This is a genomic window from Sphingomonas sp. Ant20 (assembly GCF_000783375.1).
GTDB classification, from domain to species: Bacteria; Pseudomonadota; Alphaproteobacteria; order Sphingomonadales; family Sphingomonadaceae; genus Sphingomonas; species Sphingomonas aerolata.
The window spans coordinates 92379-111136 of record NZ_JRVI01000299.1; the positions used below are offsets into that span (position 1 = coordinate 92379).

An 18758-nucleotide genomic window follows, 5' to 3' on the forward strand; every position below is an offset into this window, starting at 1 on the left:
AGTATGTGGACGGATGTCGATGGGGCGAAGCGGCTGTCCTCCATAGCGTCCACAGAACGACCGTTGGGGAGACGCACGGCATGGGCGATATTCTGGGCTATGCCCGCGTCAGCACCGGCGATCAGGATGTTTCGGGCCAAACCATGCGACTGGAGAAGGCGGGCGCCATCAAGGTGTTTACCGACGTCATGTCGGGCAAGAGCATGGAGCGGCCCGGTCTGGCCGAACTGATCGCCTATGCGCGTAAGGGTGATACCCTAGCGGTGGTCCGCCTCGATCGGCTCGGGCGCTCGTTGGCCGAATTGCTCGCCACGGTCGAGACGCTACGCGGCCAGGGCATCGCTCTTCTGAGTCTTGAGGAAAAGATCGACACATCGTCGGCCGCCGGCGAACTCATCTTCCATGTGTTCGGGGCCATTGCCCATTTCGAGCGACGGCTGATTTCCGAGCGGACCAGGGACGGCATCGCTGCCGCACGCGCCAAGGGCAAGCAGCCTGGCCGTCAGCCGCTCGACATGTCCAAGGTGGATGCCGCGATCAAACTGGTTGAAGCCCGTATCTCGCCGACCGAAGCGGCGCGGCAACTCGGCATCGGCCGATCGACTATCTATCGCGAAATGCGCCGCCTTGGCGTGGAAAGGCCTGCCTGAATGTCCAGACCGAAATCCGCTCACGATCTTTCCGGATTGATGAAGTACTTGGGCCGTGCGCCCTGGGACGAGATGATGGACGAGATGCTCGTCGCGCATCTTGGCCCGGCCTGCGATGCGATGGATCTTGAGCCTGATGATATATTCGACATCATCGGCGATCATTGGGAGGCGCAGCTGTGGGGCTGTGCTTTCGAAGACTTGCTCACACAGGAACTCGAGCCTGAAGGCCTCAATCTCGTCGATGAGTATCTCAAGCGCCGGGGCTGGAACGAGAAAGCGCCGAACAAGGCTTACATGCGCGCACTGCGCGATACGGTGATGTCGCTCTATGAGGTTAGCGAGGTCGTCCCCGGGCAGTCGATGACCTTGCGGGATCTTCTGCGCGATATTGCGCCGGTCACGGTGCGCGAACATAGCGCAACGCAGACCCTAGTTAGCTGGGACAAGATCGCCGCACGGGTCATCGAGGTGAATGGCCGCCATGGGATTTCCGGCGCCTTATTACCGTTCAGCCCGGACGGCGCCGGGCGAGTGATCGAGGCCTTTTCCCAACTTGAAGACGATGGGCCAGGTACTGACCGACTGTCCCCTCCCGAAAGGGAAGGCCTCCTAAAAGCGTCAGGTCCGATTTTCACCAATATCTGGCTGCTTGATTGTCTGGGCAAGGCCATGTCCGGCAGCGTGCCGGAAATGGTCAATGCCGATGGCGATGATCTTGTGTTCCACCGTATCGTGTTCCCCCTGGCGAAGGGCGTGATCGGCAAGAGCGTGGTTCGCAGGCTGAACGCGGCGCAATGGCTGGAACCTGCGAGCGATACGTTCTGGAACTGGCTGGCGCCAGTGACGAAGAACAGGAAACCACGAACGACCAAAGGCGGGCAGGCTTTTGTGACAACCATGGAGGACGGCACACCTGTTTTTGCCAATGTCGAACTGGTGGGTCGCAAACTGATCGTTGAGGTCAATAGCGCCGCCCGCGCGGAGCAAGCGATCACGCATATGCGCGAATGGCTCGGTGATTGCGTGAGCACACCTATGACCGAAATTCGGACTATGGCCCAGTTCATGGCCGATGACGCCGCCGGCGCTCCGCAGGAAGAGCCGCTCGATATCCCGTCGGACGAAAGGGAGCGCATCGTTCATGAGATGCTGACACGCGAATATACCAAAACGCTTGATGAAGCGGTGCCCGCCCTCGGCAACAAGACACCGCGGGCTTTGGCCCGTACAAAGGCAGGCCGGGCGAAAGTTGCCGACTGGCTAAAATATATAGAGAATGGTGCGGCAAAATCCGGGACTGGCGAGCCAATGGCCACCTATGATTTTACGTGGATGTGGCAAGAGCTGGGGCTGATTGACTTCCGCCGTTGACCGCCCTCACATCGCCGTTCTGGTATTGTTCGGGTTTAGCGTTGTCTGGCGTACCATCCACGCGATGCCCTCATGGTGTCACGGCACCGGACGACGAACCGTCGGGCGAGATCGTCGTTCGAGCGGGCCTGCTCGGCTTCGGCAAGCAGCCAGTTATGGAATGCGCGTGCCGGCGCACCCTGACCGGGAAATGCCCTGTAACCGTAGGTCCGGCGCAGCACCTCCATGTGCTGCTGGCGCGTCTGGCGACGAACGGCGTAACGGACGAGCGTGTCGTCGCGATGCCGAGCTGGGTACCGAGAAAGGCGCACACCGCCAGTGGGATCACTTCGCCCGGCGCCAGCATCCGGCCGGGATAGCGCAGCGCGCACAGTTGCAGCGCGAAGCCGATCCGGTTCTCCGGCCGTCGACGCCGGTCGATATGGATCAGATCATCGTCCGCCAGGATGTAATGCCGCAGCAGCGACGCCGCGTCGGTCGGCAGGTCGAGCAGTGCTGACCGCTGCCGGGCGCTCAGGATATGGCGTCTCGGCATGCATCAGTGTCCCTGTTGAACAGAAGTCTGTTTTGGACAACACTGACCCCACGCAAATCAAGGGTTTTCGAAGCCTAATTTCAGGAAGGTTCAATTGGGACAACGCGCCGCCATTTACGCTCGCGTCTCGACCGCCGACCAGTCGTGCGAGCGGCAGCTCCGCGACCTCACCGGTTTTGCCGAGCGTGGCGGATATGATGTGGTCGAGGTTTTTCGCGAAACCGCCTCCGGTATGAAGGCCAATCGCGCGGCGCGAGCAGAGGTGATGAAGCTGGCCCAGGCACGCCACATCGATGCGATCCTCGTCACAGAACTCAGCCGCTGGGGGCGCTCGACGCAGGATCTGCTCGACACGTTGAACCAGCTTTCGGGCTGGAAGGTGTCGGTGGTCGCGATGAGCGGCATGACGTTTGAGGTCGACACGCCGCACGGGCGGATGATGGCCACGCTGCTCGCAGGCATCGCGCAGTTCGAGCGCGACATGCTGGGTGAGCGCGTCCGTTCGGGGCTTGCCGCAGCGCGCGCACGCGGCCGCAAACTTGGGCGGCAGGCGGGAGACCGGCCGAAATCCGACCGGCTGGCACCCAAAGTGCTGGCGCTCATCGCCGAAGGACGCAGCTATCGCTGGATCGCGCGCGATCTCGGCCTCAGCAAGAACACGGTCGGCGCGATCGTCGGCCGTGCCAGGGCGGCTGACACCTTGGAGCTGGGCCCGGAGGCGATGGCATGAGCAGGAAGCCGGAGCGTCCCCCGCCCGATCCCAGGCGCAAAGCGCGGTTTCGGGAGATCGCGCGCGGGATCGTCGCCAAGGACCGCTACAACCGCAAATACGGCCTTGCCGTTGATACGGCAGGCGCCATCGCCCAGGCATTGGAGCGAGCTTGGCGCGATGGTGTTGGCGGTGACGGCGCCGAGCCGGCCAACCCGATATCCGCTGTCGAGCAACCGGGTGCCGGGCCCATGGAATGGGTGCTGATCCCGCCCCGCCCAAGAACTGCTTTCTGGAGCATTTGCCTGTTCACGCTCGGGCGTGGCGCCGAGCCGGCATGGGGCGGAAACCTCGCTTTGACCATCACCGAACGGGGAACGGCCGGATGGGAACTCGTCGTCCCCGGGCGTGCCATCGATAAGGCCATCGGCGACAAGACGATCGCACCGCTCCTTCGTCTCGGCCTCTTGGAACCGATGCCAGATGATCCGGAATGTCTCGTGGTTTCAGAGTGCGGTAAAAAAACTTGGGAGGCCTTTTGCCAACGCGGTGGGCGATACCCCGAGGATCTCACGGATCTGTAGCGCACCCACGTGACGATTACCCCAGAAGTGGCGTTTCACGAACCTCTTCAGCGTCCTGGGTCGAGGTATGAACTTCCTCGCGAATGATCCGATCGGTGATCTCGCCCAGATGCGAAGTCAGCGCGACGCTCAACTCCTCGAATTCCGGCCAGAGTACACCGTCCACGAAGCTGCGCGGTCCCTGCACAACAACTGACTGGCGGTGCATCCGGCTGTAGCGAAACGGCCTCAGACCGTACCGGCGACATAGCGCGACGAACAGCTGACGGGACCAGGGATCGGAAATCGAGAACCTGAACTCCTCGCTCGCCTCTTCGCCCCGCGTCTTCTCGAAGCGGCGCCGGAGGCGCTCGGCTGCGGCACCGGCCGCAACCTTCTCGCCCTGGGTCCCAGCCGCGGCATACAGCGCTTCGATCTTGCGCAACGTCTCGCGCAGACGCTCCTCGTTCGGAGCCCCCATCAGTGCACTGTGGGGTTCATGGTCGGAATGCCCTCGATCATCTGCCGACGCGCGCGCGTGCAGGACAGCACCGCCTCGTGGATCTCGCCTTCCATGATCCGGGTCAGATCCCGCAAGCCCCGGGATTTGATCTCAAGCTGCACACGGTCGTCAGACACGAGATCGCGGTCAACCAGGTCGACGATGCCCGCCATTATCGCATGCATCTCTCCGACCAACCCAACCGCGACATGGGCGCGCTCGGGCAAGTCGATCTCGTCCTCGCCAGCGAACAGGCGTCCACGAAGCCATCGAGCTCCTCCATGCGGACCTGCCCAAAATACCGCAGGCTCGGGACGGTCGCTTCAATCGGCAACCGCGTCAGCCGGAAGGGCTGGCTACGTTTCTGGTGCCGGGCCAGGTCGTTCCAGAGCCCTTGGAGCAGCATGCCGATCAGCGTCTCGGCTTCCGCCACGCTGTCGAACTCCGGCATTTTGCCGCCCCACAGCCCTTCCACGACCAGCAACGGTGATGCGCTCAACAATGGCGTCGCGATGTTGCCGAGAAAGCGGGTACGGACCGCATGGAACAGCACCGGGCAGGCATGGCGACACAGCAGTGCACGAACCATCTTCGTATCCGGAGCCTTGCCTTTGTCCGCTGTCATGGGACGTCACGCTACCGTCCGAGACCGCTCACTACAAACACGATCTACCGTCCGCGCATGCAAAGCAGCCGAGACACATCCGCTTAGGGTGTCATTCCGCCCTCAGCCGGAACTGACCCCATGATCCCGACACCCAACGACGATGCGTTTTTCGCGATGATGCTGGATGAGGGCGTGCCCCCTCCCCTCGTCTCGCAAATCCTGCTCCGGCTGCTCGATCATCCCGACGCCGATCGGTCCCTGCCGGTCACGCCGATGGGCGCGCACTGATGCCGAGGCGACGGATCAGCCCGCTGTTCGCGGTCCTCGTCGCCTTCGTGGTGCTGATGGCGAGCAACGCCTGGCTCAAGAGCATCTTCGGCTATGGCGAGATCGCGACCGACATTCCGTTCCTGCTGGCCGGCGCGATCCTGCTCCTGGCCTGGCGCTTCAACCGGCGTGCCGCCAACCAGCACAATGATCTGCTCGGCTCTGCCCGTTTCGGCGACCGTGCCGACGTGCGGAAGCTGGAAGCGAACGGGGATCTTCTTATCGGCCGCTCGGCGAAGTCGGGCAAGCTGCTGCACTACGACGGCGCGGCGCACCTGCTGACGATGGCACCCACCCGATCGGGCAAGGGCGTCGGCACGATCATCCCCAACCTGCTGCTGCTCGATCGCTCGGTGATCTGCATCGACCCCAAGGGCGAGAACGCCCGCGTCACCGCCCGCGCGCGTGCCGCCAAGGGCAAGGTCTGGTGCCTCGATCCATTCGGCGTCTCGGGTCAGCCCCCGTCACGCTACAATCCGCTCGACCGGCTCGATCCCGCCAGCCTTGATCTCGCGGAAGATGCCAACACCCTCGCCGACGCGCTGGTGCATGACGCGCCGGGGCAATCGGGCGAAGCGCACTGGAATGAGGAAGCCAAGGCGCTGATCGCCGGGCTGATCCTGCACACCGTCGTCCACGAACCCGCCGATCGTCGCGTTCTGGCGACGGTGCGCGACAAGCTGACGCTCGCCCCTGCCGGCTTCGCCGCGCTGCTGACCGATATGCAGGACAGCGCCGGCGCGGGTGGCCTGATCGCCCGCGCCGCCAACCGCCAGCTCGGCAAGTCCGATCGCGAAGCGGCCGGCGTGCTGTCCTCGGCGCAGCGCCATACCCACTTTCTCGATAGCCCCCGCATCGTCGCCAGCACGGCCGCATCGGATTTCACCTTTGCCGGGTTGAAGGACACGACAGCTACCGTGTTCCTGTGCCTGCCACCCGATCGGCTCGATACCTATGCCCGCTGGCTCCGCCTGCTGGTGAGCCAGGCCGTCACCGACATGGCGCGCTCCACCGCCCGGCCTGTCCGGCCCGTATTGTTCCTGCTGGACGAGTTCGCCGCGCTTGGTCGCCTCGAACCGGTCGAGCGCGCGATGGGGCTGATGGCGGGCTATGGCCTCCAGCTCTGGCCGATCCTCCAGGACATGCACCAGCTTAAGGCGACCTATGGCGAGCGCGCTGGCACCTTCATGTCGAACGCCGGCGTGATCCAGACGTTCGGGGTGAACGATCACGCGACTGCGACATGCTCTCGCGCACGATCGGCGACACCACGATCGAATATGATACCGTCAGCACGTCGCGTGGCACGGGCTGGGGCGACAACCGCGCCGGCCCTTCGGAAAGCATCAGCGGACACGTCTCGGCACGACGGCTCGCCACGCCCGACGAAATCATGCGGATGCGGCCCGACCAACTTCTGCTGCTGCGCCAGGGCGAACACCCCCTCGCGGTCGAGAAAATCCGCTATTACGACCAGCGCGAGTTCGCCGTCGATCCGGCCTGATTTAAGCCCCGCTGGCGACGTTCGCCGGAACAAGCCCCCGACCCACCTAAAAAGTCCTTTCCTGCCCTCACGGCGCGCCTGGGCGGCCGTAGCGAGCAATATCCATCGCCACCCGCCTCACTTCTTCCCCGCCTAGCCAGCGGCGCTTGCGCCGCCCTTGTGACGCCGAAGGCGGCACGCTGCGAAAACCTATCGGCCGGTAGGTCGATTCCGCAATGTCTTTTTCTTCACTGGTTGGTCATGCCCGGTTGGCTTGTACCGCGTACTATCGGGGTTTTGGCCCCCGCTTGATGCCTTGGCTCGGGTTATCCACAGGCGGGATTCTTTAAGAAGAATCTCCTATGTAATAGGAGGTTTAAGACTCTTACGGAGCCATTTTTGGCCATTTACTCAATGGCTTAGCGGCAGTTCCAGGGGCCAAAACCCCGTGATTCGCGGGGCCAAAACCCCGTGATTCGCAGGGGCCATTCCCCCGATAGTTGGAGCTCGCTCACTATCGGGGTTTTGGCCCCTGGCGATCAGTCGGCTGGAAACCCCATCGGTGGGCGCGGCAAGCGCTTGAACTGAAAGCCCGGGTGGTCGGTCGAAAGTTGGCATCTCTCTGTGAAGTTAAGAACCTCCTCACCTTCATCGTTCCTCACCAATTCCAGCCAATAGCCGGGTAGCCGCTGCCGCTCGACCGCAACTCGCAACTCCTTGGCGAAGTCGGCCACGCGCTGGGTGCTGCCGCTTTTGTGGTGGAGCTGCTTCATGGTGAAAGCCCAACCTGCCGCCTGATGACCGCCATGCTTCCGCACGACGCGGTAAAGCCACCGCTCGATCCCGCCGGTCAGCTTGAAATAGGCTCGGTCGATGCCGAGCACGAGGCGATCGGTCAGCACGCCCTCGTAGAGCCAATCGGATATGGTAAACTCGACGCCGGTCGATCGCCCAAGGCCGTCGGTTGGTGCCGAGTAGCGCTCGATCCAGTGGAAGCCCTCTGGGCGCTTCTTCTTCCCCTGGCGGATGTTGGTGCGGATCAAGGTGGCGCTCAGCCGCTCAAGCGCCTCCACGATCCGGCGATACTCGTTTCCTCCGGTGGGCCGATCGATCCCGCGTAGCAGCTCGTAGAGCGGGACGTGAAAGTGCGGCGTGGTGGGTTGTCCCGCCGCCTTCGCCGCCCGGAGCTGCGACACCGCCCATATCAGGATGTCGCAATCCCATATGGTCGCGATGCCGATCTCGGCCGGGGCCGTGACGTTGACGGTGACGGTGGCGGTGCCGTTCTGCACCGAATAGTCGATCGGTTCGCTGCGGCGCTGTTTGGAGAGGCTGAAGAATGGCCGCTCCATCATCTCCTGCTCGTCGTGGGTCGGTATGTCGCCGGGCAACGTCACGAATAGGTCGAGCTGGCCGAGCAAGCCGACCGGGTCACCTTCTTTCCTTCTGCCCTTCTTAGTCATAAAGGCTCCAAGGTCAGCGGCGCGATCGGCCGCTCGGCACGCTCGCGGCTACCGCCTCCAACGGCTCCAGCCCACGCGCTTCCAACAGTCGGTTCCACGCCTCATGCCCCAGCTTCTGCAAGCTAAGCCCGGTGTCGAGGCTAAGCTGGCGAAGCCGCTTACGGTCGCGGGGGGTGACTTGCACGTTGATCGGCACGATCGCCGGCGATGCGGCGTCTCGAACGGGAGCGGCGTTAGCCGTCGCCACAGCGATCGGGGCCGCGGCGGGTTCTTCGTCCAGCTCGCCCATCACGTCGGCGAGCGCGCGACCGGTGCGCTTACTGCTCATGTCGTATCTCCTGAATCCAGCTCCAAACCTGGCGTAGCTCGTCGGCCGCGTCGCGTGCGGCTTGGCCGCGCATTTCGGTCACGCCCCTCCCCTCAAGTGAGGCGTCCAGATAAACGGTGCGGTCGGATAGATGGGTCGGGCAAACCGGGACTGGGTAGCGCGACAACGCGGCGCGGGCCGCGGTCGCGCGGGAGTCGTTCTTCGCAGCGTTGACGATAACGACTGCGCGCTGGTCGAGCCGGCGGAGAATCTTCAACGTCTCGCCAACCGCCTCAAGGTCGTCGGGAGACGGCCGCACCGGCACGATCACCAAGTCCGCCACGCGCGCCGCCTCGGCCTCCGGCTCTTCGACGGCCGGGCGGGTGTCGATGAACAACGCACCCTCCGGTTTGCGGCGAAGGCTCTTGGCCGCGTCAGTCAAGGTGGTGCCGTCTAGGTCGATCAGCTCGGGGCGCTCAATGGCCGGCTCGATTTGCTCGCGGCGCGTCCACCATTTCGTTGTCGTACGCTGTGGGTCGCGGTCGATGATGAGGCTCGGCTCCGTCTCGCCCGCGAGAACCGCAAGCTGACGGGCAAGGGTGCTTTTACCTGCCCCGCCCTTCTGGCTGATAAGTGAGTAGATTTGCACCTTCGCCCCTTCTGCTCCTCTTACCTGTGACACTATGAAGGTTCTTGGGCGTGAAGGGAATACCCTTTATCCTGCCGCGAGCGATCGTCACGCGCTAGCGCTGAGACGTGGGCATGGCGGCTCGGTCGAAGCGCAGCGGAGATAGAGCGCGGCCCCGCAAGGGGGGGCGCTCGCAGTGCAACTATTCCCTAGCGCTTGGGTTTCTGATATGTTGGCCTATGCCCGTCGTCTATCGCATCGGTGGCCTGCGGGTCGTGATCTGGCCCAACGATCATCGACCGGCGCATGTCCATGTGAAGGGCGCGGAAGGGGAGGCGGTGTTCAACCTGAACTGTCCCGGCGGTCCACCCGACCTGCGGGAAAGCTACGGCTTTAAGGTGCCGGACGTGAACCGGATCGAGGAGGCGCTGGTCGAGCTGGTGCCGACACTATGCGCGGAATGGAGGACGATACATGGCGATTACTGAGCAGGAGCTGGCGCAAGCCGAAGCGCGTATGGAAGCGATCCGCGCCGCGGGTCATGCCGTGTCCGCCCGCTACGATCGTCGGCGGTCGCGGGTCGTGGTTGCGCTGAACACCGGGGTCGAGCTGACGTTTCCGACGCGGCTCGCAGAAGGACTGGCCGATGCTTCGCCCGACAACCTCGCTGAAATTGAAGTCAGCCCGGCGGGCTTGGGACTGCACTGGCCCAAGCTCGATGCGGACCTCTACGTTCCGGCGCTGCTCCAGGGCGTGTTCGGCTCCAAGCAATGGATGGCGCGCCAGCTCGGCGCGGAAGGGGGGCGCTCCCGGACGGCTGTCAAGGTCGCCGCCTCGCGCGCCAACGGTCGTAAGGGTGGTCGGCCGCGGAAGTTCGCATTGGTGTAATTCTGCACTGTTAGCCTTTATACCTGTGACACTAAGAAGGTTTGCAGGAGAGTAGGGACATAAGGCAAGTTTCCGCTTTCGTTCTGGCCGGCAGTGAATCATAGAATCGTCATGCCGATCGCGCCCGAACATCGTTGGCTCTACCCGATCGACTGGCGCGAACTGTCGAACCTTATCCGCTTCGGCCGCGCCAAGGGGCGCTGCGAGCATTGCCGGCGTCCGCACGGCCGAGACGTGCTGCACCTCGGTGATGGCGTATGGTGGGACGAGGACGCAAGCCGCTGGCGCGACGGGCAGGGCGGGGTGCTACGCTGCCTCGCCGCGCCTGCGGACCTGGCGGGCGCGCAACCGGGGTTCGCTGGCATCGACCCGCCCGCCTCCATGCGCGTCACGCGTGTCATTCTCGCCAGCGCGCACCTGAACCATGATCCCGGCGACAACCGGCCGCGCAACCTCGCCGCGCTCTGCCAGCGGTGCCACATGCGTCACGACGCTGGGGAGCATCGTCGGCGCCGATGGCTCAATGCCTTCCGGGTGCGCGCGATCGGCGACCTGTTCGCCTGATTGGAGATCTTTTGCTGGGTTAAAGGCCAGGCCCACAGGGTTAGGTACCCTCGTGAGAAGGGGAGCGGCTGAGCATCGCCCTTTTCAACAGCCCCGACCGTTTGCAGGAGGACTTAGTTTAACGTCGTAGTCCTGCTAGGGCTGCAACGTCATCGCCGCCACCTGCTGGAGTGGCAATCAGATCAAACAACTCGCCGTTAACGCGTCGCAAGTCTTCAGCATTGCCCTGAGGAACCATGAGAAGCGCGTGGGTGGTCTCAAGGATGACGCGATCGTTGCGATGCTGTGGTTTCTCCAAGCCGCAGATGACGCGGAGCGGCAGCACCGGGACGCCGTGGCGTCGTTGCGTGGCCTGGAGGTCCAGCGCGGTGCGGATGTTCTCGTAGCCGCACCTTGACGGCCTTGAGACGCTTAACACCCGTTTTTGTTTTTGAATAATGGAGCTGGGCTTCGGACAGCCAGGAGAAGAAGCCGGCCTGGCCTTCGCCACCGGCTTCGATATTCGTCTTTATCTGTGTGCCCTGTAGGCGCTCCAACGCGTCCGAAAGTCGCGAGTAGGATCGAGCCGACCCGCTAACCCCTGTAATCCGGAACAGGTCATGGGCAGTGAAATAGAATTCCTGGCTGACATCGATGCCGGCCTCGAGCTTCGCGACCATCAGGCTGGCGATATAGAGGAGGACCTCCTTGTCATAGATCGTCGCCACGCCCTTGGCGGTCGCCGTGATCTCGATCGACACCGCGTCGCTCTTATAGGCCAGCGGCTTGGTCCATTTCCCCTTGCTCAAGGCGAAGAAGGGGAACGCCATAAGCGACTGCTCGCCGCGTACCTCTGTCAGCAGCGGGCTGTCGAGGGTGAACAGGTCGCCCTGAGGTGTTACGGCTTGGCTCATAGTTCGCTTCCGTAGGTCAGCCAATCGGTCGGCGAAAACACGAAGATTGGCCTGTTAAGCGACCCTACCTCTCCGAGAAGCGGCAATCGAGCGCGAAAGTTCGTGTTTTCGCCGACCGTTCGGGAGTCGGCGTCGGTGCTTCGTGCTTTCGGCGACCGTTGGCCAGATTGCTGGTCGGCTGTCGCACAAACGATCGAGGCTGTTGAAAAAGTCGCTTCGGCTTGGAAGGGGCGTTGGTCCGAGCAATATTCTTCTCGTATCGCGTCAACCATCGCAACTCCTGGTGTAAAGCCGCTATCCGTAAGCAATCATATTACGCGCGACGTGGCTGCGCTGCCGGCTCGCCGAGTTTTTCAACAGTCTCGGTCGGTTGTGACACCATCACCCGCATTCGCGCGCGTGCGGTTTTGCGAAGGTCAGAACCCCGCTTCATAATATCAGCTGCTGGGATCGACAGCCCAGCTCGGTCGTGACCGCCACATGGCCGCTGCCGAAAAGACCAATTCCGGGCTACCGTGAATCTGTGTCCGAATAATGCACAGGGGCCTAGCTGCCTGTCAGAAATGTCCCCACAAGCAGTCTGTCGGCAGCCAGTCGGCTCCCGACCCAAAGGCAGACGTAGCCGAGACAAGTTGCCGGTCTCGGAAGCTGACATTCTGAACCGGGTTCTGACACACGCAAACCTCCGGAAACCGTGGTCGCGTCTGCCGGTGTCAAAACCGACCGAGACCGTTGAAAAAGGCCTGCGCGAAATCGGCGTGGCGGATGGCTGGTGACGCCGGCACGGTAGGATACGCCGCGTATCAGGCCGGCGCAGCCTGCCGGGCGAGCAGCTGAAGGTTGTATGCCGCGGCGGCCATGGTGAACTCCTCGGCGGCTCCTGACAGGCCTCGCAGCTTGAGCGTTCGTATTCCCAGGTTGCGTTTCAGGTGGCCGAACACGCGCTCGATCCGCTGTCTTCGACGCCGTGCGCACACATAGGCGTCGGTGCCGGCAAGGGCGCGCACGGTATCGCGGGCTTCCTCGCTGACGAGCCGGGTGACACCTCGCTTCGGACCATGGTGCATTGCGGCTTCAGCTCGCAGGCGGCGCAATCGGCTGGCCGGCTTCGGTAGACACGCACCTGCTTGGTCCGGTTGGTGCCGCAATAGCTGAGCAGCTTGTCCGCCGGACAGCAGTAGGCATCCGCTTCCCGGTCGTAGCGGAAGGCATCCCGGGTGAAGAAGGCGTCCCGCTGGCGGGTCCGGTCTATGACCGGGATGTATGGCGTAATGTTCCGGTCGATCAGCCAGCCGAGCAGCCGACCGCTACCATACGCCTTATCGGCCGAGAGACTGACGGGTTCGATGCCCAGTCTAGTGCCGGCGCGTGACACCAGCGTCCGGGTCGCCGCCACCTCGGCTGCGAAGCGGGCGGGCGTCGCCTCCACGTCGAGGATGCAGTCGGTGTCGAGGTCGAGCAGGGGGTTAATGGCGTATGCGAAGCGCGCCGGTCCGTGCTTGCAGGTGAGCGCCGCCTGCGGGTCGGTCGGCGAGATGCTGGTCGGATCGACGGGCGCTGGTTCGTCGGGGTCCGGCGGCAACGCGGCATCGAGCGCCGCCAGATATTCGGCGACGGGTCGCGATATGCTTTCCCCGGCACGAAGCTCGTCTGCGGCGTCGGCCCCCTTCAGCTTCTTCTCGCGGCTGGCGTCGGCCATGATCGTGCTGCCGTCCACCGCCAAGTCGCGCCCCGTTACCAGCCCGGCCGCGGCGCACCGCGCGACTACCTGCTCGAATACCAGACGATGTAGGTCGCAGGCGCGGAAGCGGCCGTGCCGGTTCTTGGAGAAGGTGGAATGGTCGGGCACTCGGTCGCCCAGATCGAGCCGGCAGAACCAACGATATGCGAGGTTGAGGTGCACCTCCTCGCACAGGCGGCGTTCCGAGCGGATGCCGAACAGATAGCCAACCAGCAGCATCCTGAGCATCAGCTCCGGGTCGATCGAGGGTCGCCCACTCGTGCTGTAGCTCGACGCCAGCGCCTCGCGCACGAAGCCGAAGTCCAACACGCCGTCGATGCGTCGGAGCAGGTGGTCGACCGGCACATGCTCATCGAGCCGGAAACCATAGAACAGCGCCCCCTGCGCCACCTGCCGACCCATCATGTCCGTGATCCCCCTACCGCCTTGCAGGAGTGAATCACGCCCTCGTCACCGTCGCAAGCAGTCGTTTTTTCAACAGCCTCGAACGGTTGTGACACCACGTGCCGGCGGCTTTCGACCGTTCCAATCCTGAAAGCTGACTGGCAGGAAAGTCCCCAATTTAAGACGTTGCGGGTCACGTGAACGAAGGGCGAGTTCTAGAGCCACGACGGAGAGCGCTACCCTCTCTTGGAATTCCGTTACTGCCCTTCCGCGCTGATGCTTTCTTGCTCCGGCGCTGGAAGGTGGCGGTAGAGTGTTGGAACTGAGACCCCGATCGCGGGGGCGATCTCACGCATCGGCATCCCGGACGCCAAGAGTTTGCGAGCAGCCGCGAGCCGGTTGGGCGTCATCACCGTCTTCCGGCCGCCCACCCTCCCCTCGCGCCGCGCCACCGCCAGGGCGGCTGTCGTGCGTTCGCGGTTAAGGTCGCGCTCCATTTCAGCCATGGCCGCCATAATGTGGAAGACGAGCTTGCCGGCAGTGCCGGCCGTGTCGATGCCGTCGGTCAGCGATCGGAACCCGATGCCGCGCTCCGCCAGATCAGCGGCCAGGTCGACCAACCCCTTCATCGTCCGGCCCAAGCGGTCGAGCTTCCACACGACCAACACATCGCCGGGTCGGGCATGGGAGAGCGCGTCTGCCAAGCCGACGCGGTTCGCCTTCGCACCGCTCGCCTTGTCGCTGAAGGTCCGTTCGCAACCTGCCTCGCGCAACGCATGGAGCTGCGGTGTCAGATCTTGTTCGGCTGTCGAGACCCGGGCGTAGCCGATCAGCATGAAGCGTTCTCAAAACTCATCTCTTGTGCCTAGCACGGGCCCCAGCAATCGAGAATGTGTTTTGATACGCCCGTGACCGCTGCTAGACGTTCTCACATGATGGGGCGTCAAAATCGATCGAGACTGTTGAAAAACTCGGCGAGCCGGCAGCGCAGCCACGTCGCGCGTAATATGATTGCTTACGGATAGCGGCTTTACACCAGGAGTTGCGATGGTTGACGCGATACGAGAAGAATATTGCTCGGACCAACGCCCCTTCCAAGCCGAAGCGACTTTTTCAACAGCCTCGACCGGTTATGACACCAGCGACTTTGTCGATTGGGATCCCATTCGAGAAAGGCCCGGTCGCGCCGATCGCCGTTCTCAATCGGGAGAGCAAAACTGGTGGGCAGCCACCGATGCACGCTAGACCACCGGGATGAGGGGTCCTTTTTCCACGCCGATCCGCAGATCGGCGGCTAGCGCTTCGCAGTCTATGCTAGCCTGATCCGGGCCGACGTCCATCGCTTGCGGTCGGTGCCGGGCGAGGAAGGCGGACCACATTCCTTTTGGCTGGTAAGTGTCTCCGCCGTTATTTACGATAGGCATCGTCAAGATCGGCAACCCAGCCTGCTGTCGCCCCCGGTTGCGTTTCTCGGCTAGGCAGGACGTTGGCATTGGGACGCACGACCGCTTTTCCCCGTGCCAGGTACGGATCGACAGTTTCCGCGAACCTCAAACCCGCAGAGTCTTCTTTTACCCACACGACCGTTGCGCCAACGGCCTCGAGGCGGCCGATTGCTACAAGGACGGTTGCCCCAACCTGTAAGCCTGCTGCCTGATCGATGCGCATGCCCTTAGGAGACAAATCACGGACGCGATGTTGCGTCGTCTCAGCGCTCCCAAAGCGTTCAAGCGATGTGCTCAGGAAAACCCTTTGGCGAGGCTCCCGCTGCGCGGTCACGCGATCGCCTGCTTCCGTTGGGTCGACGCCATCGGTCATGCAGGACAAATGCGGGAAGACGTTGAAGCACGCAACGCTATTCGACGCAACGAAGCATAAGGCGGTCAGTGCTGACAATTAACCGTTGCGCAGAGGGATACGAGAAATGCGATTCAGATCGCCGACGACGAATGGAAGGATTTGATAAATTGCAGCTCGGCAACTTTTGGGCAGTGCCCGCAGCGGGCAACCATGCCGCAAGCGGACCAGAACGGCGCATTTGAGCGAGCGCTGAGCATTTTGCCGACCGATTAACGACGTTGCGGTCAGAACCAAGCACGCCATAAGAAGGAAAAAGATAGCAGCTGGAGAGTGTGATGCCAACCGAGCTCGACCTCAAGATGAACGCGATGATAGCGTCGCTGACGAGCGAAGGCGGTCCGCTGGTGCTGGGCAGCGTCGAACGCTTCGGTCGCCGGCTGCCGATCGTCGCCGGAGCGCCGCCCACGCTTTCCGACTATTTCGCATATTTCTGCGACCAGCATGGCGGCTCGACATTCCTCGTCGCCGACGATGAACGGCTCACTTTTACCGAGACGCATGCCGCCGCCAAGAGTGTGGCGCGTGCGCTTGTGGCTGAGGGGGTCATCAAGGGTGACCGCGTCGGCATCGCCATGCGCAATTCGCCGGCATGGATCATCCTGTACATGGGTATCATGATGGCAGGCGGCGTTGCGACGCTGCTCAACGGCTGGTGGCAGTCCGAGGAGTTGGCGTCGGCAATAGACGAGGTTGGATGCAGCCTCGTCTTCGCCGATGCCCCGCGAGTGGCCCGGCTGCGCGCTGTGTCCCGTCTTTCCGCCCGCATCGTCCAGGTGGACGACACGCTCCCGATCGGCGAGGCGCTGCTCGGGGTAACAGCGAACAGTCGGCCCGACACGCCATTGCCGACGATCGTCGCCGACGACCACGCCACCATTCTGTTTACCTCCGGGTCAACCGGGCAGTCGAAGGGCGCGCTTAGCGATCATCGCGCGGTGGTGCAGGGAACGTTCGGTTTTCTGTCGCAGGCGTTGACGATGCTCGGCATTGCAACGGCTGAGGGCAACCCGCCCGAGGGTCAGCCCGCAACGCTGCTCAACCTGCCGCTGTTTCACGTCACCGCCGAGGTGGCGGTGCTTCTGCAAAGCTTCGCGCTGGGGCGCAAGCTGGTCTTGATGTCAAAATGGAATGCCGAGGAGGCGATGCGGCTGATAGCGCAGGAGCGCGTGACCTACTTCGTGGGCGTGCCGCTGATGAGCTTTGAGATACTCACCCATCCTGATCGGGCAAATTATGACCTGTCGACCGTCAGCGACTTTGCGGCCGGTGGGGCGCCTCGCCCGGTGGAACATGTTCGCCGTATCGATGCCGAAATGGAGGGAGCACCGTTGATCGGCTATGGCCTGACTGAGACCAATGCAGTGGGAACTGGCAATTGGCGGACGAACTACACAGCCAAGCCGAACTCCGCCGGCCGGCCTTCCGCGCCCTTGGTGGAGATCGCTATCCTGGATGACGCGGGCGCCTCACTGGCGCAGGGCAGCAGGGGAGAGATCGGCATCCGTTCCGCAGCGAACTTTCTTGGCTATTGGAACAACCCGGCCGCTACGGAAGCAGCGTTCACCGCCGACGGGTTCTTCCGAACCGGGGACATCGGCTTTCTGGACGAGGACGGATATCTCTTCATCGTCGACCGCAAGAAGGACATCATAATCCGCGGCGGTGAGAACATCGCCTGCCAAGAGGTCGAGGCTGCGTTGTACAACGATCCGCGCGTCGCCGAAGCGGCGGTATTCGGCCTGCCTGACGAGCGCTTCGGCGAGGTGCCCGGCGCCGTGGTCCACGCCGCCGAGGGCAAGAGCCTGGATCCAGAGGAACTACGATCTTTTCTTGGCCAGCACCTCGCCGCCTTCAAGGTGCCGGTAAAAATCTGGTTGTCGGCCGCGCCTCTGCCCCGGTTGGGCACGGAGAAGATCGACAAGGTCAGCTTGCGCCAGCAATATCGCGCGAGTGTGGCGAGCGAGGTCGATCGCTAGCAGAGAGACGCCCCGTGTCGCCGTCCCTTCAAGACCAAATGACGAGACATCAGGCCTTTCAGCTGGTCCGAACGGTCTAGCACAGGAGCATACGTGCTGATTTTAGCGGCCGTATGCTGACATCAGAACTGCCGGATCCGATCGATGTGCCCACATGCGCCTTAATTGTGATGCACATTTGCAACACCCTCTACTGGATTTTATCTCCTGCCTTCCCCTTCAAGGAGATACCGTCAGTCCGAAGCGTTAGGGCGGCTTACGTGAGGAACAAGCATTGTTGCGCATCATCCGTCTAGCAAGCTTACCGACAGCGGCTCTCGCTCTTGGCTTGGCAGCCCCCTCCTCGGCACAGGAAGCACCACCCTCGCCTGAGGCCAGGGAGATGACCGATCAGCTAGGTGGGGACACCATCACGGTTGCGGCAGCTGGTGTGTATCTGCCGGATTACGATGGATCGAATGACTATCGTTTTACAGGCGGTCCGGTCGCGATCGGATCGGTAAAGGGATTTGCGTTTACGGTGCTTGGTACGCGCGCCAGCCTGGACCTGATCCCGAACCGCGAGGGCGACACGATCGATTTCCAGCTCGGGCCGATCGCTGCGGTGAACTTTGACCGCCAGAGCATCAAGCAGATCGATGACGTACGGGTTCGCGCCCTTGGCAAGGAAAAGACCGCGATCGAGGTCGGCGGATATATCGGCATCGGCAAGACCGGTGTCATCACCAGCCCCTACGATAAGCTTTCGGTGTCGGTCAGCTATCGTCACGACGTGAACAACGCGCATGACAGTGAAATCTGGCAGCCCTCGGTCAATTACCTGACCCCGCTCAGCACGAAGGCGGCGGTCGGCCTGTTCGCCTCGGCCGAACACGCCGGGCGCGGCTATGCCGATACCTACTTCACCGTCTCACCGACGCAGAGCATTGCGAGCACGCTGCCGGTTTACAACGCCAGCAAGGGATGGAAAAACTATACCGTGGGCGGACTGGTCACCTATTCGTTGACCGGCAATCTACTCCATGGGTTCAAACTTATCGCCGGGGGCACCTATCGCCGGATGCTCAATGATTTCGCCGATAGTCCGGTGGTGAGCGTTGCCGGATCAAAGAGCCAGTGGCTGGGCGCGGTCGCCATCGGATACACATTCTGATAGTGAATTATCCAGGCCGGCTTTCTGCTTGCTTTGCGAAAATCGATCTCCTGTGAGGTCGCAAAAAAAGCCGACTGGATTTTAGCGGCCCGCCGTGGTGCCTTTGCCAGCCGCGTACAGACACCTTCGAGGATCTTGCGGCGATTCAACC

19 protein-coding genes and 3 pseudogenes are annotated in these 18758 nt (G+C 62.7%); 11 read left to right on the forward strand and 11 right to left on the reverse strand.

The window, feature by feature from the left end; all coding sequences use genetic code 11:
* Nucleotides 1-80: 80 nt before the first annotated feature.
* Nucleotides 81-650: a recombinase family protein gene (locus NI18_RS21685; protein ID WP_017501669.1), complete on the forward strand. Its 570-nt coding sequence runs from the start codon at nucleotides 81-83 to the stop codon at nucleotides 648-650.
* Nucleotides 651-2024, forward strand: a complete 1374-nt coding sequence (locus NI18_RS21690; protein ID WP_037533447.1) for a hypothetical protein — start codon at nucleotides 651-653, stop codon at nucleotides 2022-2024.
* An 80-nt stretch (nucleotides 2025-2104) separates the two neighbouring features.
* On the opposite strand, the pseudogene NI18_RS21695 reads toward NI18_RS21690, so the two are convergent.
* Nucleotides 2105-2559 (reverse strand): annotated as a pseudogene (locus NI18_RS21695) (DUF4158 domain-containing protein); the annotation flags it as partial.
* Nucleotides 2560-2653: 94 nt separating this feature from the next.
* Here NI18_RS21695 and NI18_RS21700 point away from each other — a divergent pair.
* Nucleotides 2654-3289, forward strand: coding sequence for a recombinase family protein (locus NI18_RS21700; RefSeq protein WP_037533450.1), 636 nt, complete (start codon nucleotides 2654-2656; stop codon nucleotides 3287-3289).
* The gene (locus NI18_RS21705) at nucleotides 3286-3852 is read left to right on the forward strand and encodes a hypothetical protein (protein WP_037533452.1); all 567 of its coding nucleotides are present in this window, start codon (nucleotides 3286-3288) and stop codon (nucleotides 3850-3852) included. Before NI18_RS21700 ends, NI18_RS21705 begins: the two co-directional genes overlap by 4 nt.
* Nucleotides 3853-3868: 16 nt before the next feature.
* Here the strand turns inward: NI18_RS21705 and NI18_RS21710 are convergent, their stop codons facing one another.
* Genes NI18_RS21710 through NI18_RS27660 form a run of 3 tightly spaced genes read right to left on the reverse strand, consistent with a single transcriptional unit; the run spans nucleotide 3869 to nucleotide 4922 of the window.
* Nucleotides 3869-4276 (reverse strand): hypothetical protein, encoded by a 408-nt coding sequence (locus NI18_RS21710; RefSeq protein WP_306286605.1) that lies wholly within the window; start codon nucleotides 4274-4276, stop codon nucleotides 3869-3871.
* 35 nt (nucleotides 4277-4311) lie between these two features.
* Nucleotides 4312-4506 (reverse strand): hypothetical protein, encoded by a 195-nt coding sequence (locus tag NI18_RS27655; RefSeq protein ID WP_306286606.1) that lies wholly within the window; start codon nucleotides 4504-4506, stop codon nucleotides 4312-4314.
* Entirely contained in the window at nucleotides 4506-4922 is a 417-nt protein-coding gene (locus NI18_RS27660) for a hypothetical protein (protein ID WP_306286607.1), read from the reverse strand. Before NI18_RS27660 ends, NI18_RS27655 begins: the two co-directional genes overlap by 1 nt.
* A gap of 156 nt (nucleotides 4923-5078) precedes the next feature.
* Between NI18_RS27660 and NI18_RS25385 the strand changes: the two genes are divergently transcribed.
* Together NI18_RS25385 and NI18_RS21720 are read left to right on the forward strand one after the other, a co-directional pair.
* On the forward strand, nucleotides 5079-5228 hold the full coding sequence (locus NI18_RS25385) for a hypothetical protein (protein ID WP_157840600.1): 150 nt from the start codon (nucleotides 5079-5081) through the stop codon (nucleotides 5226-5228).
* A pseudogene (locus NI18_RS21720) lies at nucleotides 5228-6771 on the forward strand (type IV secretory system conjugative DNA transfer family protein). The gene NI18_RS25385 and the pseudogene NI18_RS21720 overlap by 1 nt, the downstream one beginning before the upstream one ends.
* A 518-nt stretch (nucleotides 6772-7289) precedes the next feature.
* On the opposite strand, the gene NI18_RS21725 reads toward NI18_RS21720, so the two are convergent.
* From NI18_RS21725 to NI18_RS21735, 3 genes are read right to left on the reverse strand one after another with little or no spacing between them, the layout of a single operon-like run.
* Nucleotides 7290-8171 carry a replication initiator protein A gene (locus NI18_RS21725; protein WP_306286608.1) on the reverse strand — a complete coding sequence of 294 codons (882 nt, stop codon included), beginning with the start codon at nucleotides 8169-8171 and terminating at the stop codon, nucleotides 7290-7292.
* Between the two features lie 55 nt (nucleotides 8172-8226).
* The gene (locus tag NI18_RS21730; protein ID WP_037533456.1) at nucleotides 8227-8541 is read right to left on the reverse strand and encodes a hypothetical protein; all 315 of its coding nucleotides are present in this window, start codon (nucleotides 8539-8541) and stop codon (nucleotides 8227-8229) included.
* Nucleotides 8531-9169, reverse strand: a complete 639-nt coding sequence (locus NI18_RS21735; RefSeq protein WP_037533458.1) for an AAA family ATPase — start codon at nucleotides 9167-9169, stop codon at nucleotides 8531-8533. The genes NI18_RS21730 and NI18_RS21735 overlap by 11 nt, the downstream gene beginning before the upstream one ends.
* A gap of 218 nt (nucleotides 9170-9387) precedes the next feature.
* Here NI18_RS21735 and NI18_RS21740 point away from each other — a divergent pair, with 218 nt between their 5' ends.
* The 3 genes from NI18_RS21740 to NI18_RS21750 all read left to right on the forward strand — a co-directional run bounded on the left by NI18_RS21740 (nucleotide 9388) and on the right by NI18_RS21750 (nucleotide 10600).
* On the forward strand, nucleotides 9388-9636 hold the full coding sequence (locus NI18_RS21740; RefSeq protein WP_037533459.1) for a DUF4160 domain-containing protein: 249 nt from the start codon (nucleotides 9388-9390) through the stop codon (nucleotides 9634-9636).
* Complete coding sequence (locus NI18_RS21745; protein ID WP_037533461.1) at nucleotides 9623-10036, forward strand: DUF2442 domain-containing protein; 414 nt, start codon at nucleotides 9623-9625, stop codon at nucleotides 10034-10036. Before NI18_RS21740 ends, NI18_RS21745 begins: the two co-directional genes overlap by 14 nt.
* 111 nt (nucleotides 10037-10147) lie before the next feature.
* Nucleotides 10148-10600 (forward strand): hypothetical protein, encoded by a 453-nt coding sequence (locus NI18_RS21750; RefSeq protein ID WP_037533463.1) that lies wholly within the window; start codon nucleotides 10148-10150, stop codon nucleotides 10598-10600.
* A gap of 257 nt (nucleotides 10601-10857) precedes the next feature.
* Here NI18_RS21750 and NI18_RS21755 read toward each other — a convergent pair whose 3' ends face one another.
* From NI18_RS21755 to NI18_RS23990, 4 genes and pseudogenes are all read right to left on the reverse strand, one after another.
* Nucleotides 10858-11493: a replication initiator protein A gene (locus NI18_RS21755; RefSeq protein WP_332747797.1), complete on the reverse strand. Its 636-nt coding sequence runs from the start codon at nucleotides 11491-11493 to the stop codon at nucleotides 10858-10860.
* Between the two features lie 803 nt (nucleotides 11494-12296).
* Nucleotides 12297-13639, reverse strand: a pseudogene (locus tag NI18_RS21760) (IS1182 family transposase).
* Between the two features lie 236 nt (nucleotides 13640-13875).
* Nucleotides 13876-14454 carry a recombinase family protein gene (locus tag NI18_RS21765; RefSeq protein WP_037533465.1) on the reverse strand — a complete coding sequence of 193 codons (579 nt, stop codon included), beginning with the start codon at nucleotides 14452-14454 and terminating at the stop codon, nucleotides 13876-13878.
* 571 nt (nucleotides 14455-15025) lie between these two features.
* Nucleotides 15026-15436 carry a PilZ domain-containing protein gene (locus NI18_RS23990; protein WP_084215426.1) on the reverse strand — a complete coding sequence of 137 codons (411 nt, stop codon included), beginning with the start codon at nucleotides 15434-15436 and terminating at the stop codon, nucleotides 15026-15028.
* A gap of 317 nt (nucleotides 15437-15753) precedes the next feature.
* Between NI18_RS23990 and NI18_RS21770 the strand changes: the two genes are divergently transcribed.
* Together NI18_RS21770 and NI18_RS21775 are read left to right on the forward strand one after the other, a co-directional pair.
* Nucleotides 15754-17454, forward strand: coding sequence for a class I adenylate-forming enzyme family protein (locus NI18_RS21770; RefSeq protein WP_037533466.1), 1701 nt, complete (start codon nucleotides 15754-15756; stop codon nucleotides 17452-17454).
* 382 nt (nucleotides 17455-17836) lie between these two features.
* Complete coding sequence (locus tag NI18_RS21775; protein ID WP_084215428.1) at nucleotides 17837-18607, forward strand: MipA/OmpV family protein; 771 nt, start codon at nucleotides 17837-17839, stop codon at nucleotides 18605-18607.
* Nucleotides 18608-18758 lie beyond the last annotated feature (151 nt).

Excerpts from the sequence above, each read along its gene's own strand:
- NI18_RS21705 (WP_037533452.1), top strand. The coding sequence starts at position 3,286 with ATGAGCAGGAAGCCGGAGCGTCCCCCGCCCGATCCCAGGCGCAAAGCG.
- NI18_RS21775 (WP_084215428.1), top strand. The coding sequence starts at position 17,837 with ATGACCGATCAGCTAGGTGGGGACACCATCACGGTTGCGGCAGCTGGT.
- NI18_RS21770 (WP_037533466.1), top strand. The coding sequence starts at position 15,754 with ATGCCAACCGAGCTCGACCTCAAGATGAACGCGATGATAGCGTCGCTG.
- NI18_RS21745 (WP_037533461.1), top strand. The coding sequence starts at position 9,623 with ATGGCGATTACTGAGCAGGAGCTGGCGCAAGCCGAAGCGCGTATGGAA.
- NI18_RS25385 (WP_157840600.1), top strand. The coding sequence starts at position 5,079 with ATGATCCCGACACCCAACGACGATGCGTTTTTCGCGATGATGCTGGAT.
- NI18_RS21765 (WP_037533465.1), bottom strand. The coding sequence starts at position 14,454 with ATGCTGATCGGCTACGCCCGGGTCTCGACAGCCGAACAAGATCTGACA.
- NI18_RS21730 (WP_037533456.1), bottom strand. The coding sequence starts at position 8,541 with ATGAGCAGTAAGCGCACCGGTCGCGCGCTCGCCGACGTGATGGGCGAG.
- NI18_RS21755 (WP_332747797.1), bottom strand. The coding sequence starts at position 11,493 with ATGAGCCAAGCCGTAACACCTCAGGGCGACCTGTTCACCCTCGACAGC.
- NI18_RS23990 (WP_084215426.1), bottom strand. The coding sequence starts at position 15,436 with ATGACCGATGGCGTCGACCCAACGGAAGCAGGCGATCGCGTGACCGCG.
- NI18_RS27660 (WP_306286607.1), bottom strand. The coding sequence starts at position 4,922 with ATGGTTCGTGCACTGCTGTGTCGCCATGCCTGCCCGGTGCTGTTCCAT.
- NI18_RS21685 (WP_017501669.1), top strand. The coding sequence starts at position 81 with ATGGGCGATATTCTGGGCTATGCCCGCGTCAGCACCGGCGATCAGGAT.
- NI18_RS21740 (WP_037533459.1), top strand. The coding sequence starts at position 9,388 with ATGCCCGTCGTCTATCGCATCGGTGGCCTGCGGGTCGTGATCTGGCCC.
- NI18_RS21750 (WP_037533463.1), top strand. The coding sequence starts at position 10,148 with ATGCCGATCGCGCCCGAACATCGTTGGCTCTACCCGATCGACTGGCGC.
- NI18_RS27655 (WP_306286606.1), bottom strand. The coding sequence starts at position 4,506 with ATGGCGGGCATCGTCGACCTGGTTGACCGCGATCTCGTGTCTGACGAC.
- NI18_RS21690 (WP_037533447.1), top strand. The coding sequence starts at position 651 with ATGTCCAGACCGAAATCCGCTCACGATCTTTCCGGATTGATGAAGTAC.